Consider the following 15950-nt stretch of genomic DNA (forward strand, 5'->3'; position numbering starts at 1 on the left):
TGCCGGTGGTCGGCGCCGAGATCGGCACGATCTCACGTGTCTTCTACAACCGGCTCTTCCGGGCCGTCCCGTCCCTGCGGGACACCTTCAACCGCACCAACCAGGCCAACGGGGCCCAGCAGCGGGCACTCGCCGACTCGGTCGCCGCCTTCGCATCACTGCTGGTCACCCATGCACCGACCGATATCGACCCCATCATGGAGCGGATCGCCGCCAAGCACGCGTCCCTCGGTGTGCAGGCAGCGCACTACGGGATCGTGCGGACGCACCTGTTCGCCGCGATCGCCGAGGTCCTCGGTGACGCCGTCACACCGCAGGTCGCCGTGGCCTGGCACGAGGTGTACACGCTGATGGCGAACTCGCTCGTCGAGCAGGAGACGGAGCTGTACCGGCGGGCCGGTGTGGCGCCCGGCGACATCTGGCGTCGCGTGGTCGTCACCGAGCACGAGTACGACGGCGCGCACGCGGCCACCCTCCACCTCCGTTCCGTCGACGGTGAACCGCTGCCGGCCTTCCTTCCCGGCCAGTACATCTCGGTGCGGGTCGCGCTGTCCGACGGCTCCGAGCAGATCCGCCAGTACACCGTGTTCCCCGGCAGGGTGAGCGGCGAGTTGGCCGTCACCGTCAAGCGCGTGCCGGACGGACTCGTCTCCCCCGTGCTCTGCGACGGCCTGCGCGTCGGCGATCACCTCCTCGTGTCGCCGCCCTTCGGCAGCGTCGTGGTCGATCGGGGCAGCGAACCGCTGCTGCTCGTCTCGGCGGGCGTGGGCGTGACGATGACCGTCGCGGCGCTGCGCGACATGCAGTCCCGAGGCGACGGCCGGAGCGTCGACGTCGTCCACATCGACCGCACCCCTTACGAGCAACCGCACCGGACCGAGATCGGCATCCTGGTCGACTCGTTGCCGGACGCCCGGCTGCACGTGCGCTACACCGAGTACGACGAGATCCGCAGCGACGGGCGAACTCCCCTGTCCGGGCTGACGATTCCGGGCGACGCCCGCACCTACGTGTGCGGTCCGATCCCGTTCATGCGTGCGATCCGCTCCGATCTCGTCGCGTCGGGCCTGTCCCCGGGGTCGATCCACTTCGAAGCGTTCGCGCCGGGCTCGTGGTTCGGTCTCGAGGCTCCACCGGTGCCCGTCGATTAACACGCTGCGAACGCCACCTTGCGAAGGCTGCGAGGCAGTTCTACCCTGGGCGAATGGCCAAGACCTATGTAGGCGCCCGGTTGCGGCAGCTACGCACCGAGCGAGGACTCAGCCAGGCTGCGCTCGCCAAGACCCTCGAGATCTCGGCAAGTTATCTCAACCAGATCGAGCACGACGTCCGGCCCCTGACCGTGCCCGTCCTGCTGCGCATCAGCGAGGTCTTCGGGGTGGACGCCACCTTCTTCTCCTCGCAGGACGACACCCGTCTGATCGCGGAGATGCGGGAGGTCGCGCTCGACCAGGAGATGGGCATCGAGGCCGACGCGCAGGAGATCGCCGAGATGGTCGCAGCCCATCCCACTCTGGCGCGCGCAATGGTCAATCTCCACCGGCGCTTCCGCAACACCACCGCGCAGCTCGCCGTCGCGACCGAGGAGAGGTACAGCGACGGCAGTGGCAGCGGTGCGATCACCATGCCCCACGAAGAGGTGCGCGACTACTTCTACCAGCGGCAGAACTACCTGCACGATCTCGACACCGCGGCCGAGGAACTGGCCAACCGCATCCGGTTCCATCGCGGCGACGTCGGCGGCGAGATCGCCCGCCGCATGACCACGGTCCACGACGTGCAGATCGTCAAGCGCATCGATCTGGGCGAGAACATCCTGCACCGCTACGACCCCGAGACCCGTGTCCTCGAAGTCGCGCCGCAGCTGTCCGGCGGGCAGCAGGTCTTCAAGCTGGCCATCGAACTCGCGTACCTGGAGTGCGGGGAGCTCATCGACCGCCTCGTCGCGGAGGGTTCGTTCACGAGCGACGCCTCGCGCGCGCTGGCCCGGCTCGGGCTCGCCAACTACTGGGCGGCCGCACTGATCCTGCCGTACACACAGTTCCACGAGATCGCCGAGGACTTCCGCTACGACGTCGAGCGTCTGTCGGCCTTCTACGGCGTCAGCTACGAGACGATTGCGCACCGTTTGTCGACCCTGCAACGTCCGAAGCTGCGGGGCGTCCCGTTCTCGTTCGTGCGCGTCGACCGCGCGGGGAACATGTCGAAGCGACAGTCCGCCACCGGTTTCCACTTCTCCACCAGTGGCGGCACGTGCCCGCTGTGGAACGTCTACGAGACCTTCGCCTATCCCGGCAAGATCATGACGCAGATCGCGCAGATGCCCGACGGTCGTCGCTATCTGTGGGTCGCGCGCACGGTCGAGCGTCGCGCCGCACGCTACGGCCAGCCGTCGAAGACCTTCGCGATCGGTCTCGGCTGCGAACTGCGGCACGCGCATCGCCTCGTCTACGCCGACGGTCTCGATCTCGACGAGTCCAACCCAGGCACGCCGATCGGCTCGGGTTGTCGCGTGTGCGAGCGGATGAACTGCCCGCAGCGTGCCTTCCCGCCCCTGGGCAAGGAGATCGACATCAACGAGCACCGTTCGTCGGTCTCGCCGTATCTGGTGCGCTGAGCGTCGGTAGGCTCGTCGCATGGCACGCACCCCCGACGCGATCGGCGCGAAGGCACTCGAGTTCCTGTCCGAGTACCACCTCGCGACGCTCACGACCCTCCGCAAGGACGGCTCGCCGCACGTCGTCGCCGTCGGGTTCACGTGGGACGGCGAGGCCTGCCTCGCCCGCGTCATCACCTTCGAGGGTTCCCAGAAGACCCTCAACGTCGAGCGCGGGGGTTACGCGGTGGTGAGCCAGGTCGACGGCGGTCGCTGGCTCACCCTCGAGGGCCCGGCCCGCGTGACCCGCGAGCCGGCCGACGTCCGCGAGGGCGAGTGTCGCTACGCCGGCCGCTACCGCGAACCCCGCCCCAACCCTCGCCGCGTCGTCATCGAGATCGCAGTCGAGCGCGTGATGGGTTCGGTCCTCGACCCCGCCTGACGCATCCGCTCGCTTGTTTGCCATCCGCAGCGGAAGCAGCTGCGGCAAATAGCTGGGACGGTAGCGGTTACCGCCGCGCACGGGCGACGGCACGGTCGAAGCGAGCGCGGACGACGTCGAACCGGGACAGTTCGGGCCACGTCCACCTGACCACTTCGAAGCCGAGGTCGCGCAGGGCGTCCTCCCGTCGCTTCTCGTTCCGTAGGGCCTCGACGCCTCCCTCGTCGTACTTGCCCATCCCGTCGAACTCTCCGACGACTCCTACGTCCTCCCAGAGGAAGTCGACCCGGGCGACGAACTGCCCGTCGGGTGTTCGTATCTCCTTCTGGAGCGTCGGTGCGGGCATGCCGGCCTGATGCATCCGGATGCGACTCAGCGATTCCCCCGGACTCTCGCTGCGACCGTCGAGAAAGGCAGCCACGCGTCGCGCCGCGGCGATACCCCTACGCGGCCCGGACTCGTCGAGACAACAGAGCAACGCGGAGCCGAACTCCGCATCGCGTGCCGCAGCGCAATCACCCGCGATCACGGCTTCGTCGAAGTCGAGTGTGCAGGCGAGATCCACGACGGTCCGGGCGAGCGAGGTGCAGGGAACGCCGTCCACCTCCGATCGCTCGTCTGCGGGAAGTGGTGCGATGTGCAGGTGGCGACTTGCGGTCCTGCGTCCCCCACCCGACCTGTCGCGGGTGACGTGGACCCGCGTGAGGTCCGGCTTCCACAGGGCGAGCCCGTGCAGGACGGCGGCGGACTCGTGGCTGATCACCGTACCCGGCGCGAGCACCGCCCCGACGGATCGCACGCGCACGCGATAGCGATCGAGTTCGTCGAGGGCGTCGTCGCGGTGGAGGTAGACGCCGGGTTCGAGTCGCTCGAGTTCACCGGCGCGTACCGCACGACGGATCTCGGAGTCGGTCATCCCGGAAGCGAGAGCGGTGGTCCGCAGGAAAGGCGTCGGTCGCATGCGGACCACCGTGCCCGATCGTCGTGGTACAGAAGCGGTGCGAACATCGGTATTCGCGTCGCCTGTGGATGATCCCGCCCCCTGTGGACAAACAGTTCGCTACACCGTCAGCCATCCGCCGCAGCGACTGCCGTAGCGGATCGCGAAGGTCGTAGCGGATGCTTGTGCGCACTTTGTAACACACGCGAAATCTGTGTCACGAGACCGTGACCGGAAGATATTCCCGCGCAACAACTCCCTTCTACTGTGTGGCCTCACGGATACAGCGCTGTATACGCCTCCCGGATACACCGGGGTCTTCTCCGGCCACACCTTCGAAGGAAGGGCTCTACATGTCTGTTGTCAGGTCCAGGCTCGCCACCCGCGCCATCGCGGCCCCCGCAGCACTCGTCGCAGTCGGACTCGTGCTGTCCGCCTGCGGAAGCCGCGCGGGTGACGAGGGCAGCACGGCCGCCTCCGGTGCTGCGTCGTGCGTCGACACCTCGGGCGACACCATCAAGGTCGGCTCGCTCAACTCCCTGTCGGGCACGATGGCCATCTCCGAGGTCACCGTCCGCGACTCGATCGCGCTGGCCGTCGAGGAGATCAACGCCGACGGCGGTGTGCTCGGCAAGCAGATCGAGATCGTCTCCGAGGACGGCGCATCCGAGCCGACGGTGTTCGCGGAGAAGGCCGAGAAGCTCATCGGATCCGACTGCGTTGCAGCGGTGTTCGGCGGTTGGACGTCGTCGAGCCGCAAGGCGATGCTGCCGGTCTTCGAGGACCGCAACGCGCTGCTGTACTACCCCGTCCAGTACGAGGGCCTCGAGTCGTCGTCGAACATCTTCTACACCGGCGCGACCACCAACCAGCAGATCGTGCCCGCATTGGACTACCTGAAGGAACAGGGCGTGAAGTCGCTCTACCTCGTCGGTAGCGACTACGTCTTCCCGCAGACCGCCAACCGCATCATCAAGGCGTACGCCGAGGCCAACGGCATCGAGATCAAGGGCGAGGACTACACCCCGCTCGGCTCCACCGACTTCTCCACCATCGTCAACAAGGTGCGCACCGCCGACGCCGACGCGGTGTTCAACACCCTCAACGGCGACTCCAACGTCGCGTTCTTCCGCGAGTACACCAACGCCGGCCTCAACGCGAAGGACATGCCGGTCGTGTCGGTGTCCATCGCCGAGGAGGAGGTGGGCGGCATCGGTGCGCAGAACATCGAGGGCCAGCTCACCGCGTGGAACTACTACCAGACCGTCGACTCCCCCCAGAACGCGTCCTTCGTCGAGGCGTACAAGGCGAAGTACGGTGCCAACAAGCCGACCTCCGATCCCATGGAGGCCGCCTACACCTCGGTCTACCTGTGGAAGAACACCGTCGAGAAGGCCGAGTCCTTCGAGGTCGACGACGTCATCGAAGCCGCCGACGGCGTGACCTTCGACGCCCCCGAGGGCACCGTCACCATCGACGGCGACAACCACCACATCACCAAGACCGCCCGCATCGGTGAGATCCGCGGCGACGGCCTGATCTACACCGTCTGGGAGTCCGACGGCGCCATCGAGCCCGACCCGTACCTCGAGTCCTACGACTGGGCGTCGAGCCTGTCCGGTAACTGAGCACGGAAGCCGAAGGGGGAGACGACATGGATGTCCTCGTAGGACAGCTCTTCACAGGATTGAGTATCGGATCGATCCTGTTGCTGGCAGCGCTGGGGCTGTCGCTGACGTTCGGCCAGATGGGCGTGATCAACATGGCCCACGGCGAATTCATCATGGCCGGCAGCTACACGGCGTTCGTCGTGCAGCAGGTGATCTCGTCGGCCGGGGTGTCCCTGTTCGTCTCCCTCCTCGTCGGCTTCCTGGTGGGCGGTGTGATGGGCGTGATCCTCGAGGTCACCCTCATCCGCCGCATGTACCACCGCCCGCTCGACACCCTGCTGGTCACCTTCGGTGTGGGCCTGCTGCTGCAGCAGGCCGCCCGCGACATCTTCGGCGCCCCCGCCGTCAACGTCGTCGCACCGTCCTGGCTCTCCGGTGGTGTGGAGATCTTCGGGGCCGTCGTCCCGAAGACCCGACTGTTCATCCTCGCCCTCGCCGTGGTCTGCGTGGTCGCCCTGATCGCGTCGATGAAGTACACGCCGATGGGACGACGGATCCGGGCCGTGGTGCAGAACCGCGATCTCGCCGAGACGGTGGGCATCTCGTCGCGCCGCACCGACATCACGACCTTCTTCCTCGGCTCCGGTCTCGCCGGCCTCGCCGGTGTGGCCCTGACGCTCATCGGCTCGACCAGTCCGACGATCGGCCAGTCGTACCTCATCGACGCCTTCCTCGTGGTCGTCATCGGCGGTCTCGGTCGTATCGAGGGCGCGGTGCTCGCGGCCGTCGCACTGGGCCTGCTCAATTCGTTCATCGAGTACTCCACGACCGCGTCGATCGCGAAGGTCATCGTGTTCGTGCTCATCGTGATCTTCCTGCAGGTCCGCCCGCAGGGCCTGTTCGCCGTCAAGACGAGGAGCCTGGTCTGATGTCGTCGACATTCTCGGTCCGCAGCTTCACGAAACCCGGACCCGTCCGCACAGCAAGCGGATTCGCGATCGCCGCGATCGTCCTGTTCGGTCTCGCACCCGCAGTACTCTCCGATTTCCGTCTCGGCCTGCTCGGCAAGTTCCTGTGCTTCGCGATCGTCGCCGTCGGCATCGGTCTCGCCTGGGGTCGCGGCGGCATGCTCACCCTCGGCCAGGGTGTCTTCTTCGGCCTGGGCGCCTACATCATGGCGATGCACCTGAAGATCTCCGACGCCGAACTCCGCGGCGATGCGGTCCCCGACTTCATGCAGATCGCGGGCATCCGGGAACTCCCCGCCTACTGGGTGCCGTTCGCCTCCCCCGCCGTCACCCTGCTGGCGATCCTGATCGTGCCGGCGCTCATCGCCGCACTGCTCGGCTTCGGTGTGTTCGCCCGCCGCGTCAAGGGCGCCTACTTCGCCATCCTGTCCCAGGCGCTGGCCGCGGCCTTCGCGATCCTGCTCGTCGGGCAGCAGTCCACCGGAGGATCCAACGGCCTCAACCGTTTCCGCACCTTCTTCGGTTACGACCTGTCCGACCCGGTCAACAAGCGGATGCTGTTCTTCATCGTCGCCGCGATCCTGCTGCTCGTCGTCGCCGCGACCCGCCAGCTCATGCAGTCCCGCTACGGCGAACTGCTCGTCGCGGTGCGCGACCAGGAGGAGCGGGTCCGGTTCCTGGGCTACGACCCCGCGCTGATCAAGGTGGCCGCCTACACCGTCGCCGCCTTCTTCGCCGGTATCGCCGGTGCGATGTTCGTGCCCATCGTCGGCATCATCTCCCCCGCCGACGTCGGCATCGTCCCGTCCATCGCGTTCCTCATCGGTGTCGCCATCGGCGGACGCACCACCCTGCTCGGCCCGGTCCTCGGCGCGGTGGGTGTGGCATGGGCGCAGACCACCCTGTCGGAGAACTTCCCCTCCGCCTGGACCTACGCGCAGGGCCTGCTGTTCATCGTCGTCGTCGGCTTCTTCCCCGCCGGCCTCGCCGGGGTCATCACCCTGCTCCGCCGACGCCGCCGCACCACCCCGACGGAACCCACACCGCCGGCCGAACCCGAGCCCGCCGACCTTCCCGAGATGGAGCCCGTGCGATGAGCAAACCCGTCTACGGCGGCAACGCCGGAATGAGCAGCGACTACCTCGAGATCCGCGACCTGCGTGTCACCTTCGACGGCTTCACCGCCGTCGACGGCGTCGACCTCACCCTCCTCCAGGGCGACCTGCGGTTCCTCATCGGCCCCAACGGCGCCGGCAAGACGACCCTCGTCGACGCCGTCACCGGTCTGGTCCCGGCGACCGGCTCGATCACGAAGTCGGGCGTCGAACTGCTCGGCAAGAAGACCCACAAGATCGCGCGCCTCGGTGTCGGCCGCACCTTCCAGACCGCTTCGGTCTTCGAGGAACTGTCGGTCCTGCAGAACCTCGACATCGCCGCCGGCGCGGGCCGCTCCCCGTGGCAGTTGCTGCGCCGCCGCAACGACGTGCTGCCCGAGATCGAGGAAGCGCTCGAGACGATCGGCCTGACCGCTCACCGCGACACTCCCGCGGGCATCCTCGCCCACGGGCAGAAGCAGTGGCTCGAGATCGGCATGCTGCTCGTGCAGAACGCCGACGTGCTGCTCCTCGACGAACCCGTCGCCGGCATGAGCCACGACGAACGCGAGGAGACCGGGCAGCTGCTGCGCCGCATCGGTGCGCAGCGCACGGTGGTCGTCGTCGAGCACGACATGGACTTCATGCGCGCCTTCGCCACCTCGGTCACCGTCCTCGCCCGCGGCAAGGTCATCGCCGACGGCACCGTCGACCAGGTCCAGAACGACCCGCAGGTCCAGGAGGTCTACCTCGGGACCGCCACCGCTCCCCAGGAGGCATGATGCTCGAACTCGTCGACGTCCGCGCCGGTTACGGTCGCACCGAGATCCTGCACGGCATCTCCCTCACCGTCCCGACCGGGAAGACCGTCGCGGTCATGGGCCACAACGGCGCCGGCAAGACCACACTGCTGCGCGCCGCCGTCGGCCTGCTGCCCGTCACGAAGGGGAAGATCCTCTTCGACGGTGACGACATCACGTCGCTGCGACCGTCCGCGCGGGTCGCCCGCGGTCTGGCCTACGTCCCCCAGGGGCAGCAGTCCTTCGGTCAGCTCACCTGCCGCGAGAACCTGCAGGTCGTCGCGGACACCCGCCGCAACGGCCGCGCACTCGTCGCCGACATGCTCGATCTGTTCCCCGCCCTCGTTCCGCTGCTGGACCGGCGGGCCGGCCTGCTCTCCGGTGGTCAGCGCCAGCAGCTCGCCATCGCCCGCGCCCTGATCACCGAGCCGCGCATGCTCATCCTCGACGAGCCCACCGAGGGCATCCAGCCGTCGGTGGTCGCCGAGATCGAGAACACCATCGTCGAACTCGGCCGCAGCGGCGACCTCGGGGTGCTGCTCGTCGAACAGCACATCGGTTTCGCCCTCGACAATGCCCTGCACTACTACGTCCTCGAATCCGGGCGCATCACCTCGACGGGTGACGGTGGTGTCGACGCCGCCTCCACCGTCCGTGCGGCGATGGCGATCTGATGGCCGCCGACACACGGCGCGAGAGGGTCTACAAGGCCCTGCGCGATCGCCTGATGTCCGGGACACCCTCCCCCGACGAACGACTCAGTGAAGAACGCCTCGCCGAGCAGTACGGGGTGTCGCGCACGCCGGTGCGCGAGGCCCTCGCCCGATTGGTCTCCGACGGACTCGTCGAACGCCGCGACCAGGGGCTGTACCCCTACCGTCCGCGCTTCGACGACCTCGCCGACCTGTACGAGCTGCGGACCACGCTGGAGCTGCGCGGGATCCGCCGCGCGCTCGACGGCGAGTCGGTGCGGCACGATCCCGACGTCCTCGGTCCCGAACTCGACCGCTGGTACGAGATCCGCGAGGAGCCGCCCGAGCCCGACGCCGGTTTCGTCACGCTCGACGAGCGCTTCCACATGACGCTGCTCGCCGCTTCCGGCAACCGTGCGCTGTGCGACGCGCTGGCCTCGGTGAACGCGAAGGTGCGCCCGGTGCGGATGTTCGACTATCTGACCCCCGACCGCATCGTCGCGACCGTCGACGAGCACATCGAGGTCGCCGAGCTGGTCCTCGCCGACAAGCTCGACGACGCCCACGACCTGCTGCTCGCTCACATCGACACTTCGCGATCGGTGGTCGTGCGCCGGGCCGAGGAGGCACGCGCCTTCGCCCGGATGGCCCGCGCCGTCCGAGACTGACACTTCCGGTCGTGTCACGTGACCGGAGGGGTCCGGTGCGGCACACTGGCGCTCATGACACCCCGCATCCCGCCCGGACGTTTCAAGGAACTCGGCCCGATCAACTGGGTGACATGGAAGGCCCTGTCCGCCGCCGGCGGCACCTCTGATGCCCACCTGTTCAGCACCCTCGGCCGCACCGGACGACTGTTCCGCGGGTGGTTGCACTACGCCGGCATGCTCATGCCGTTCGGCCGTCTCGGCCGGTTCGAATCGGAGATGGTCATCCTGCGCGTCGCGCATCTGCGCGAGTGCGGTTACGAATTCGACCACCACACCCGCCTGGGTCGCCGTGCCGGCATCACCGACGAGGTGCGCGAGCGTATCGTCGCCGGACTCGATGCTCCCGGCTGGCAGGCGAGGCATCGCGCACTTCTCCTCGCCGTCGACGAACTCGTGGCGACGAAGAATCTGTCCGACGAGAGGTGGGCGTCGCTCACGCAGTTCTACGACGACCGCAGGCTCATCGAGTTCTGCCTGCTGGTCACGCAGTACGACGCTCTCGCCACGACCATCGGGGTGCTGCGGATCGAACGCGACTTCTGATCCGTCCGCACCGGCCGGCATCCGTTCGGCGGCGCGATCCCTAACAAGGCTGTTACACAACGTCACAGCGGCGTCATTGCTGGTCCATAGCGTATACAGCCATGTCCACAAAGACGTATACAGAAGCGTCGGTCCCCTCGACCTTCGCCTTCGACACCCTGCTGGTCGCCAACCGCGGTGAGATCGCGTGCCGCATCATGCGGTCCGCGCACAAGCTGGGTCTGAAGACTGTTGCGGTCTACTCGGACGCCGACGCAGCGGCCGCACATGTCGAACTCGCCGACCTCGCGGTCCGGCTCGGCCCGGCTCCCGCAGCCGAGTCCTACCTGCGGGCCGATCTCGTCGTCGAGGCGGCCCTGGCCACCGGTGCGGGAGCGATCCATCCCGGTTACGGATTCCTCTCGGAGAACGCCGAATTCGCCGCTGCCTGCGAAGGTGCGGGAATCGCCTTCGTCGGGCCGACCCCCGACCAGTTGCGCGTCTTCGGCGACAAGCACACCGCCCGTGAGGCCGCCCGCGCGGTGGGCGCGCCCCTCGTCCCCGGTAGCGGCCTGCTCGATTCGCTCGACGACGCGCTCGCCGCGGCCGAGGACATCGGCTATCCCGTGATGCTCAAGGCCGTCGGCGGGGGCGGCGGTATCGGGATGCAGGCCTGCCACAGCGCCGACGACCTGCGTGGGGCGTACGAACGCGTCATCCGTCTCGCCACGGCGAACTTCTCGTCCTCCGGTGTCTTCCTCGAACGGTTCGTCCCCCGCGCCCGGCACGTGGAGGTGCAGGTCTTCGGCGACGGGCACGGCCGGACGATCAGCCTCGGCACCCGCGACTGTTCGTTGCAGCGCCGGAACCAGAAGGTCGTCGAGGAAGCGCCCGCGCCGAACCTCCCCGACCACATCGTCGAGCAGATGCTCTCGTGTTCACGCGCTCTCGCGTCGTCGGTGCGGTACCGATCGGCGGGCACGGTCGAGTTCGTCTACGACGTCGACCGCGGCGAGGTGTCCTTCCTCGAGATGAACACCCGACTGCAGGTCGAGCATCCGGTCACCGAGGAGGTCACGGGCGTCGACCTCGTCGAGTGGATGCTGCGTCTCGCGCGCGGCGACGACAGCATGCTGGGCGGCCTGCCCGATTCCGGACCCGAGCTCACCGGGCACGCCGTGGAAGCCCGTGTGTACGCGGAGGATCCGGGACGCGACCACCGGCCGAGCGCGGGTCTGCTCACCCACGTCGAGTTCCCCGCCCACACCCGTATCGAGACGTGGGTGGACACGGGCACCGAGGTCGGCACCTTCTACGACCCGATGCTCGCGAAGGTGATCGTGCGCGGCGAGTCGCGGCGCACAGCCTTCGCCGGGTTGGCGGAGGCACTCGACGACACCCGGATCCACGGCGTGCAGACGAACCTGTCGAAGTTGCGCAGGATCTGTTCCGATGCAACGGTTCTCGACGCGGAGCATGTCACCACGACGCTGGCGGACATCCCCCCTGCCGGACGTCGCATCGACGTGCTGCGCGCCGGCACGATGACGACCGTCCAGGACTTCCCGGGGCGGATCGGACTGTGGGAGGTCGGGATTCCGCCGTCCGGCCCGATGGACGATCTCTCCTTCCGCGCCGCGAACGTCGCCGTCGGCAACCCCGAGGGCGCACCCGGTCTCGAATGTACCCTGCTCGGCCCGCGCCTCGAGTTCTCCGATCCGACGATCGTGTGTGTCACGGGCGCCCCCGCCGAGGTCACCGTCGACGGTGTGCCGGTGCCGATGTGGGAGCCCGTCGAGGTCCCGGCCGGCTCCGTTCTCGAAGTCGCCGCCCCCGTCGACGCCGGTCTGCGCACCTATGTCGCGGTCCGCGGCGGACTCGACGTGCCGCTCTATCACGGCAGCGCATCGACGTTCACGCTCGGCGGCTTCGGTGGGCCGACCGGCAGGGCGCTCGCGACCGGCGACGTGCTCGGTCTCGCGTCCGGCGAGACACTCACCGATCCGGCGCCGGTCCCCACCGGGATCCGCCCTGCCTTCGGGCACACCTGGCATCTCGCGGTGACCGAGGGCCCGCAGCCGGCCCCGGCCTACTTCACCGCCGACGACCTGCAGCAGTTCTACGACGCGACGTGGACGGTGCAGACGCACGCCAACCGCACCGGCATCCGGCTCGACGGCCCGAAGCCCACCTGGTCGCGCACCGACGGCGGCGACGCCGGTCTGCACCCGTCGAACCTGCACGACAATCCGTACAGCGTGGGCGCGCTCAACGTCTCCGGCGACACCCCGATCCTGCTCGGCCCGGACGGTCCGAGTCTCGGTGGTTTCGCGTGCCCGCTCACCGTGGTCTCCGGCCACCGCTGGAAGCTCGGCCAGATCCGCCCCGGCGACTCGCTGCGGTTCGTGCCGGTCACCGACGAGGGGGCCGTCGAACTGCGCAACAGTGCGGCCCGCGGCGCCGACCTCCCGCCGGTCGCCCGGCAGAGCGCACCCGACGGTGGGCGCCTCGGTCGCATCGAGCCGTTCCTGGACCATCCCGAGGTCGTGTACCTGCGCGGCGGCGACGACAACATCCTCGTCGAATACGGCGAGATGGTGCTCGATCTCGGTCTGCGTATGCGGGTGCACGCACTGTCGGAGGCGCTGGCCGCCACGCGTCTGCCCGGCATCGTCGACGTCACACCCGGGGTGCGTTCGCTGCACATCCACTTCGATCCCGGCGTGCTGCCGCAGTACCGCCTGCTCGGGGTGCTGCAGGATCTCGAGACGGAACTGCCCGCGACGCGCGATCTGGTGGTGCCGAGCCGCACCGTCCGGCTGCCGCTGTCGTTCGACGACCCGTCCATCGCGGAGGCCATCTCGCGCTACCGCAGCGGGGTGCGTGACGAGGCGCCCTGGCTGCCGTCGAACACCGAGTTCATCCGGCGCATCAACGGTCTCGACTCGGTCGAGCAGGTCCGTGACACCGTCTTCGACGCCGAATATCTGGTCCTCGGTCTCGGCGACGTCTATCTCGGTGCGCCCCTGGCCGTTCCGCTCGACCCGCGGCACCGGCTGGTCACGACGAAGTACAACCCGGCCCGCACGTGGACGCCGTCCGACGCGGTGGGCATCGGCGGCAAGTACCTGTGCGTCTACGGCATGGAATCGCCCGGTGGATACCAGCTGGTCGGGCGGACGATCCCCATCTGGTCGGGCTACCGGCAGACGGGGCCGTTCGAGGAGGACAAGCCGTGGCTGTTCCGGTTCTTCGACCGCATCGTCTGGGAGGCGGTGACGCCCGAGCAGTTGCTCGAACACCGGGCCGCAGCGAAGGCGGGCCGGTTCGACGCAGACATCTCCGACGGCACCTTCGCTCTCGCCGACCACCTGCGTTTCCTCGAGGACAACGTCGACTCCATCGACGCCTTCCATGCCGCGCAGTCCCGCGCGTTCGACGCGGAGAAGCAGGCCTGGCTCGAGGCCGGAGAGTTCGACCGTGTCGACAGCGAGCCGATCGAGGTGTCCGCCGGCGGTGAGCCCCTCGACGGGATGCCGGCCGGCGCCGTCGTCGTCGAGGCGCCGATGGTCGGCAACGTGTGGCGCGTGGAGGTCGCCGAGGGCGACACCGTCGCCGCCGGGGACACCGCGGTGATCCTCGAGGCGATGAAGCTCGAGATGCCCGTGCCGTCGGGGACCACCGGCACGGTCCTGAAAGTTCTCGTGAGCCCGGGCACGAAGGTTGCACCCGGGACCCCCCTTCTCGTGATCGGAGCAGTCTGATGAGCATCGGCAGTACCCTCGACAACCCGGGTGTCGGATTCACGGCGCCCGCCCCCTCGGTGAGGGTGTCCGCCACCGATCGCGTTCGTGCCGCACTGGGCCGCATCGACGAGGTGGACCGACCCGAGGTGTGGATCACGCTGCGCAGCGCCGACGATCTCCTCGCCGACGCCGCCGCCGTGGACGCGCGGGTCGCCGCCGGTGAGTCGCTTCCTCTCGCCGGTCTGGTCGTGGCGGTCAAGGACAACGTGGACGTCGCAGGAATCCCCACCACCGCGGCATGTCCCGAGTTCGCGTACGTCCCGGAGGAAACCGCTTCGGGTGTCGAGCGTCTGGTCGCCGCCGGCGCCGTCGTGCTGGGCAAGACCAATCTCGACCAGTTCGCCACCGGTCTCGTCGGCACCCGCAGCCCCTACGGGGCGGTGCGGTGTGCGTGGGATCCCGAGAAGGTCTCGGGTGGTTCGAGTTCCGGTTCGGCGGCCGCGGTGGCGCTCGGCATCGCCGACATCGGGCTGGGCACCGACACGGCCGGTTCGGGACGCGTCCCCGCTGCGCTGCACGGAATCGTCGGCATCAAGGCCACTCTCGGCGTGATCCCGGCCCACGGTGTGGTCCCGGCCTGCGTCGACTACGACTGCCTCACGGTCTTCGCGACGTCGCTCGACCTGGCGGCGACCGCGATGCGGATCATGGCCGGACCCGAACCCCGCGACCCGCGCAGCAGGGCCTGGCCCGCGGACGTGCGACTCGCCGCGCCGAACACCCTGCGCGTCGCCGTGCCGCGCGCCGAGGACCTCGAGGCGCTGTGTGAGGAATACCGCGACGCCTTCACCCGCACGGTGACCGCGGCACGCGAGTCCGGCATCGAGATCGCGGAAGTGGACGTCTCACCGCTGCTCGACGCGGCCCTGCTCCTGTACGACGGTGCCGTCGTGGCCCAGCGCTACGCGGCCGTCGGCGAGTTCCTGTCGACCGCACCGGCGGGCGCAGATCCCACCGTCGCCGCGATCGTCGCCGGGGCGAAGAAGCCCGCTGCCCACGAACTCGTCGAGGACCTCGACACCCTCACCCACGTGAAGGCGTTCGCGAGTGAACTGCTCGCCGGGTTCGACGGGTTGCTGCTCCCGACGACGACGGAACACCCGACGATCGCCGCGGTGCAGGCCGATCCGATCACCATCAATCGTCGGATGGGCACCTACACGAACTTCTGCAACCTGCTGGACATGGCGGCGGTGGCCGTTCCGGGCGCGCCCACGGCGGCCGGCGAGCCGTTCGGGGTCATGGTCGTGGTCCCGGCCTTCGGCGACCAGGTAGCCGTGGACGTCGCGGCCGCGCTGAACGGTGTGGATGCGCCGCGCGTCGTCGAATCCGGCGTCGAACTCGCGGTCTTCGGAGCACACCTGAGCGGTCAGCCGCTGCACTTCCAGCTCGAGGAACTCGGGGCGCGTTTCGTCGAGGAGGTGCACACCTCCGACGCGTACCGCCTCGCCGCGTTGAACACGACGCCGCCGAAGCCGGGACTGGTGCGTCACGCACCGGGCGAGGGCGCCGCGATCGTCGGTGAACTGTTCCGGTTGTCGGAGGCCGCTCTGGGGCGGTTCCTCGCCGCGCTGCCCGCCCCGATGACGTTGACGAGTGTCGAACTGGCGGACGGGCGGTGGGTCGTCGGTTTCGGGTGCACGCAGGACGCAGCCGCCGACGCGGTGGACATCACCGAGTTCGGCGGCTGGAAGGCTTACCGGGCGTCCTGACCCCGGGCTCCGGAGTGCAGTTCTCGTCGGCGAATTCACGCATCGTCGACGAGAACTG

At 68.6% G+C, this 15950-nt stretch carries 13 protein-coding genes; 12 read left to right on the top strand and 1 reads right to left on the bottom strand.

The features are described 5' to 3' along the window. Positions 1-5: 5 nt before the first annotated feature. From AC0LPE_RS18515 to AC0LPE_RS18525, 3 genes are read left to right on the top strand one after another with little or no spacing between them, the layout of a single operon-like run. Positions 6-1151, top strand: coding sequence for a globin domain-containing protein (locus AC0LPE_RS18515; protein ID WP_253249981.1), 1146 nt, complete (start codon positions 6-8; stop codon positions 1149-1151). A 53-nt stretch (positions 1152-1204) separates the two neighbouring features. After that, entirely contained in the window at positions 1205-2617 is a 1413-nt protein-coding gene (ramB, locus tag AC0LPE_RS18520; RefSeq protein WP_088897027.1) for an acetate metabolism transcriptional regulator RamB, read from the top strand. 19 nt (positions 2618-2636) lie between these two features. Further along, on the top strand, positions 2637-3038 hold the full coding sequence (locus AC0LPE_RS18525) for a PPOX class F420-dependent oxidoreductase (protein ID WP_088897026.1): 402 nt from the start codon (positions 2637-2639) through the stop codon (positions 3036-3038). Positions 3039-3105: 67 nt separating this feature from the next. Here the strand turns inward: AC0LPE_RS18525 and AC0LPE_RS18530 are convergent, their stop codons facing one another. Further along, positions 3106-3999: a type IV toxin-antitoxin system AbiEi family antitoxin domain-containing protein gene (locus tag AC0LPE_RS18530; RefSeq protein ID WP_490604940.1), complete on the bottom strand. Its 894-nt coding sequence runs from the start codon at positions 3997-3999 to the stop codon at positions 3106-3108. Positions 4000-4331: 332 nt separating this feature from the next. On the opposite strand from AC0LPE_RS18530, the gene urtA reads away from it, so the two are divergent. The 9 genes from urtA to atzF all read left to right on the top strand — a co-directional run bounded on the left by urtA (position 4332) and on the right by atzF (position 15892). After that, complete coding sequence (urtA, locus tag AC0LPE_RS18535) at positions 4332-5606, top strand: urea ABC transporter substrate-binding protein (protein ID WP_490604941.1); 1275 nt, start codon at positions 4332-4334, stop codon at positions 5604-5606. Between the two features lie 26 nt (positions 5607-5632). Next, the gene (gene urtB / locus AC0LPE_RS18540) at positions 5633-6517 is read left to right on the top strand and encodes an urea ABC transporter permease subunit UrtB (protein ID WP_016693074.1); all 885 of its coding nucleotides are present in this window, start codon (positions 5633-5635) and stop codon (positions 6515-6517) included. Continuing rightward, positions 6517-7653, top strand: a complete 1137-nt coding sequence (gene urtC / locus AC0LPE_RS18545; RefSeq protein ID WP_016693073.1) for an urea ABC transporter permease subunit UrtC — start codon at positions 6517-6519, stop codon at positions 7651-7653. Before urtB ends, urtC begins: the two co-directional genes overlap by 1 nt. Further along, on the top strand, positions 7650-8432 hold the full coding sequence (gene urtD, locus AC0LPE_RS18550; protein WP_088897022.1) for an urea ABC transporter ATP-binding protein UrtD: 783 nt from the start codon (positions 7650-7652) through the stop codon (positions 8430-8432). The genes urtC and urtD overlap by 4 nt, the downstream gene beginning before the upstream one ends. Further along, entirely contained in the window at positions 8432-9124 is a 693-nt protein-coding gene (gene urtE, locus AC0LPE_RS18555) for an urea ABC transporter ATP-binding subunit UrtE (protein WP_039585648.1), read from the top strand. Before urtD ends, urtE begins: the two co-directional genes overlap by 1 nt. Then, positions 9124-9810 (top strand): GntR family transcriptional regulator, encoded by a 687-nt coding sequence (locus tag AC0LPE_RS18560; RefSeq protein ID WP_039585441.1) that lies wholly within the window; start codon positions 9124-9126, stop codon positions 9808-9810. The genes urtE and AC0LPE_RS18560 overlap by 1 nt, the downstream gene beginning before the upstream one ends. Positions 9811-9864: 54 nt before the next feature. Then, entirely contained in the window at positions 9865-10395 is a 531-nt protein-coding gene (locus AC0LPE_RS18565) for a carboxymuconolactone decarboxylase family protein (protein ID WP_490604942.1), read from the top strand. A 101-nt stretch (positions 10396-10496) separates the two neighbouring features. Then, positions 10497-14138: an urea carboxylase gene (gene uca / locus AC0LPE_RS18570; protein WP_490604943.1), complete on the top strand. Its 3642-nt coding sequence runs from the start codon at positions 10497-10499 to the stop codon at positions 14136-14138. Then, positions 14138-15892, top strand: a complete 1755-nt coding sequence (gene atzF / locus AC0LPE_RS18575; protein WP_490604944.1) for an allophanate hydrolase — start codon at positions 14138-14140, stop codon at positions 15890-15892. The genes uca and atzF overlap by 1 nt, the downstream gene beginning before the upstream one ends. Positions 15893-15950 lie beyond the last annotated feature (58 nt).

The sequence above is a fragment of the Rhodococcus sp. S3 genome (assembly GCF_058211795.1).

What these genes read in the sequence shown, in the direction of transcription:
- ramB (WP_088897027.1), top strand. Translation starts at nt 1,205, where the DNA reads ATGGCCAAGACCTATGTAGGCGCCCGGTTGCGGCAGCTACGCACCGAG.
- AC0LPE_RS18525 (WP_088897026.1), top strand. Translation starts at nt 2,637, where the DNA reads ATGGCACGCACCCCCGACGCGATCGGCGCGAAGGCACTCGAGTTCCTG.
- AC0LPE_RS18530 (WP_490604940.1), bottom strand. Translation starts at nt 3,999, where the DNA reads ATGCGACCGACGCCTTTCCTGCGGACCACCGCTCTCGCTTCCGGGATG.
- urtA (WP_490604941.1), top strand. Translation starts at nt 4,332, where the DNA reads ATGTCTGTTGTCAGGTCCAGGCTCGCCACCCGCGCCATCGCGGCCCCC.
- urtB (WP_016693074.1), top strand. Translation starts at nt 5,633, where the DNA reads ATGGATGTCCTCGTAGGACAGCTCTTCACAGGATTGAGTATCGGATCG.
- urtC (WP_016693073.1), top strand. Translation starts at nt 6,517, where the DNA reads ATGTCGTCGACATTCTCGGTCCGCAGCTTCACGAAACCCGGACCCGTC.
- urtD (WP_088897022.1), top strand. Translation starts at nt 7,650, where the DNA reads ATGAGCAAACCCGTCTACGGCGGCAACGCCGGAATGAGCAGCGACTAC.
- urtE (WP_039585648.1), top strand. Translation starts at nt 8,432, where the DNA reads ATGCTCGAACTCGTCGACGTCCGCGCCGGTTACGGTCGCACCGAGATC.
- AC0LPE_RS18560 (WP_039585441.1), top strand. Translation starts at nt 9,124, where the DNA reads ATGGCCGCCGACACACGGCGCGAGAGGGTCTACAAGGCCCTGCGCGAT.
- AC0LPE_RS18565 (WP_490604942.1), top strand. Translation starts at nt 9,865, where the DNA reads ATGACACCCCGCATCCCGCCCGGACGTTTCAAGGAACTCGGCCCGATC.
- uca (WP_490604943.1), top strand. Translation starts at nt 10,497, where the DNA reads ATGTCCACAAAGACGTATACAGAAGCGTCGGTCCCCTCGACCTTCGCC.
- atzF (WP_490604944.1), top strand. Translation starts at nt 14,138, where the DNA reads ATGAGCATCGGCAGTACCCTCGACAACCCGGGTGTCGGATTCACGGCG.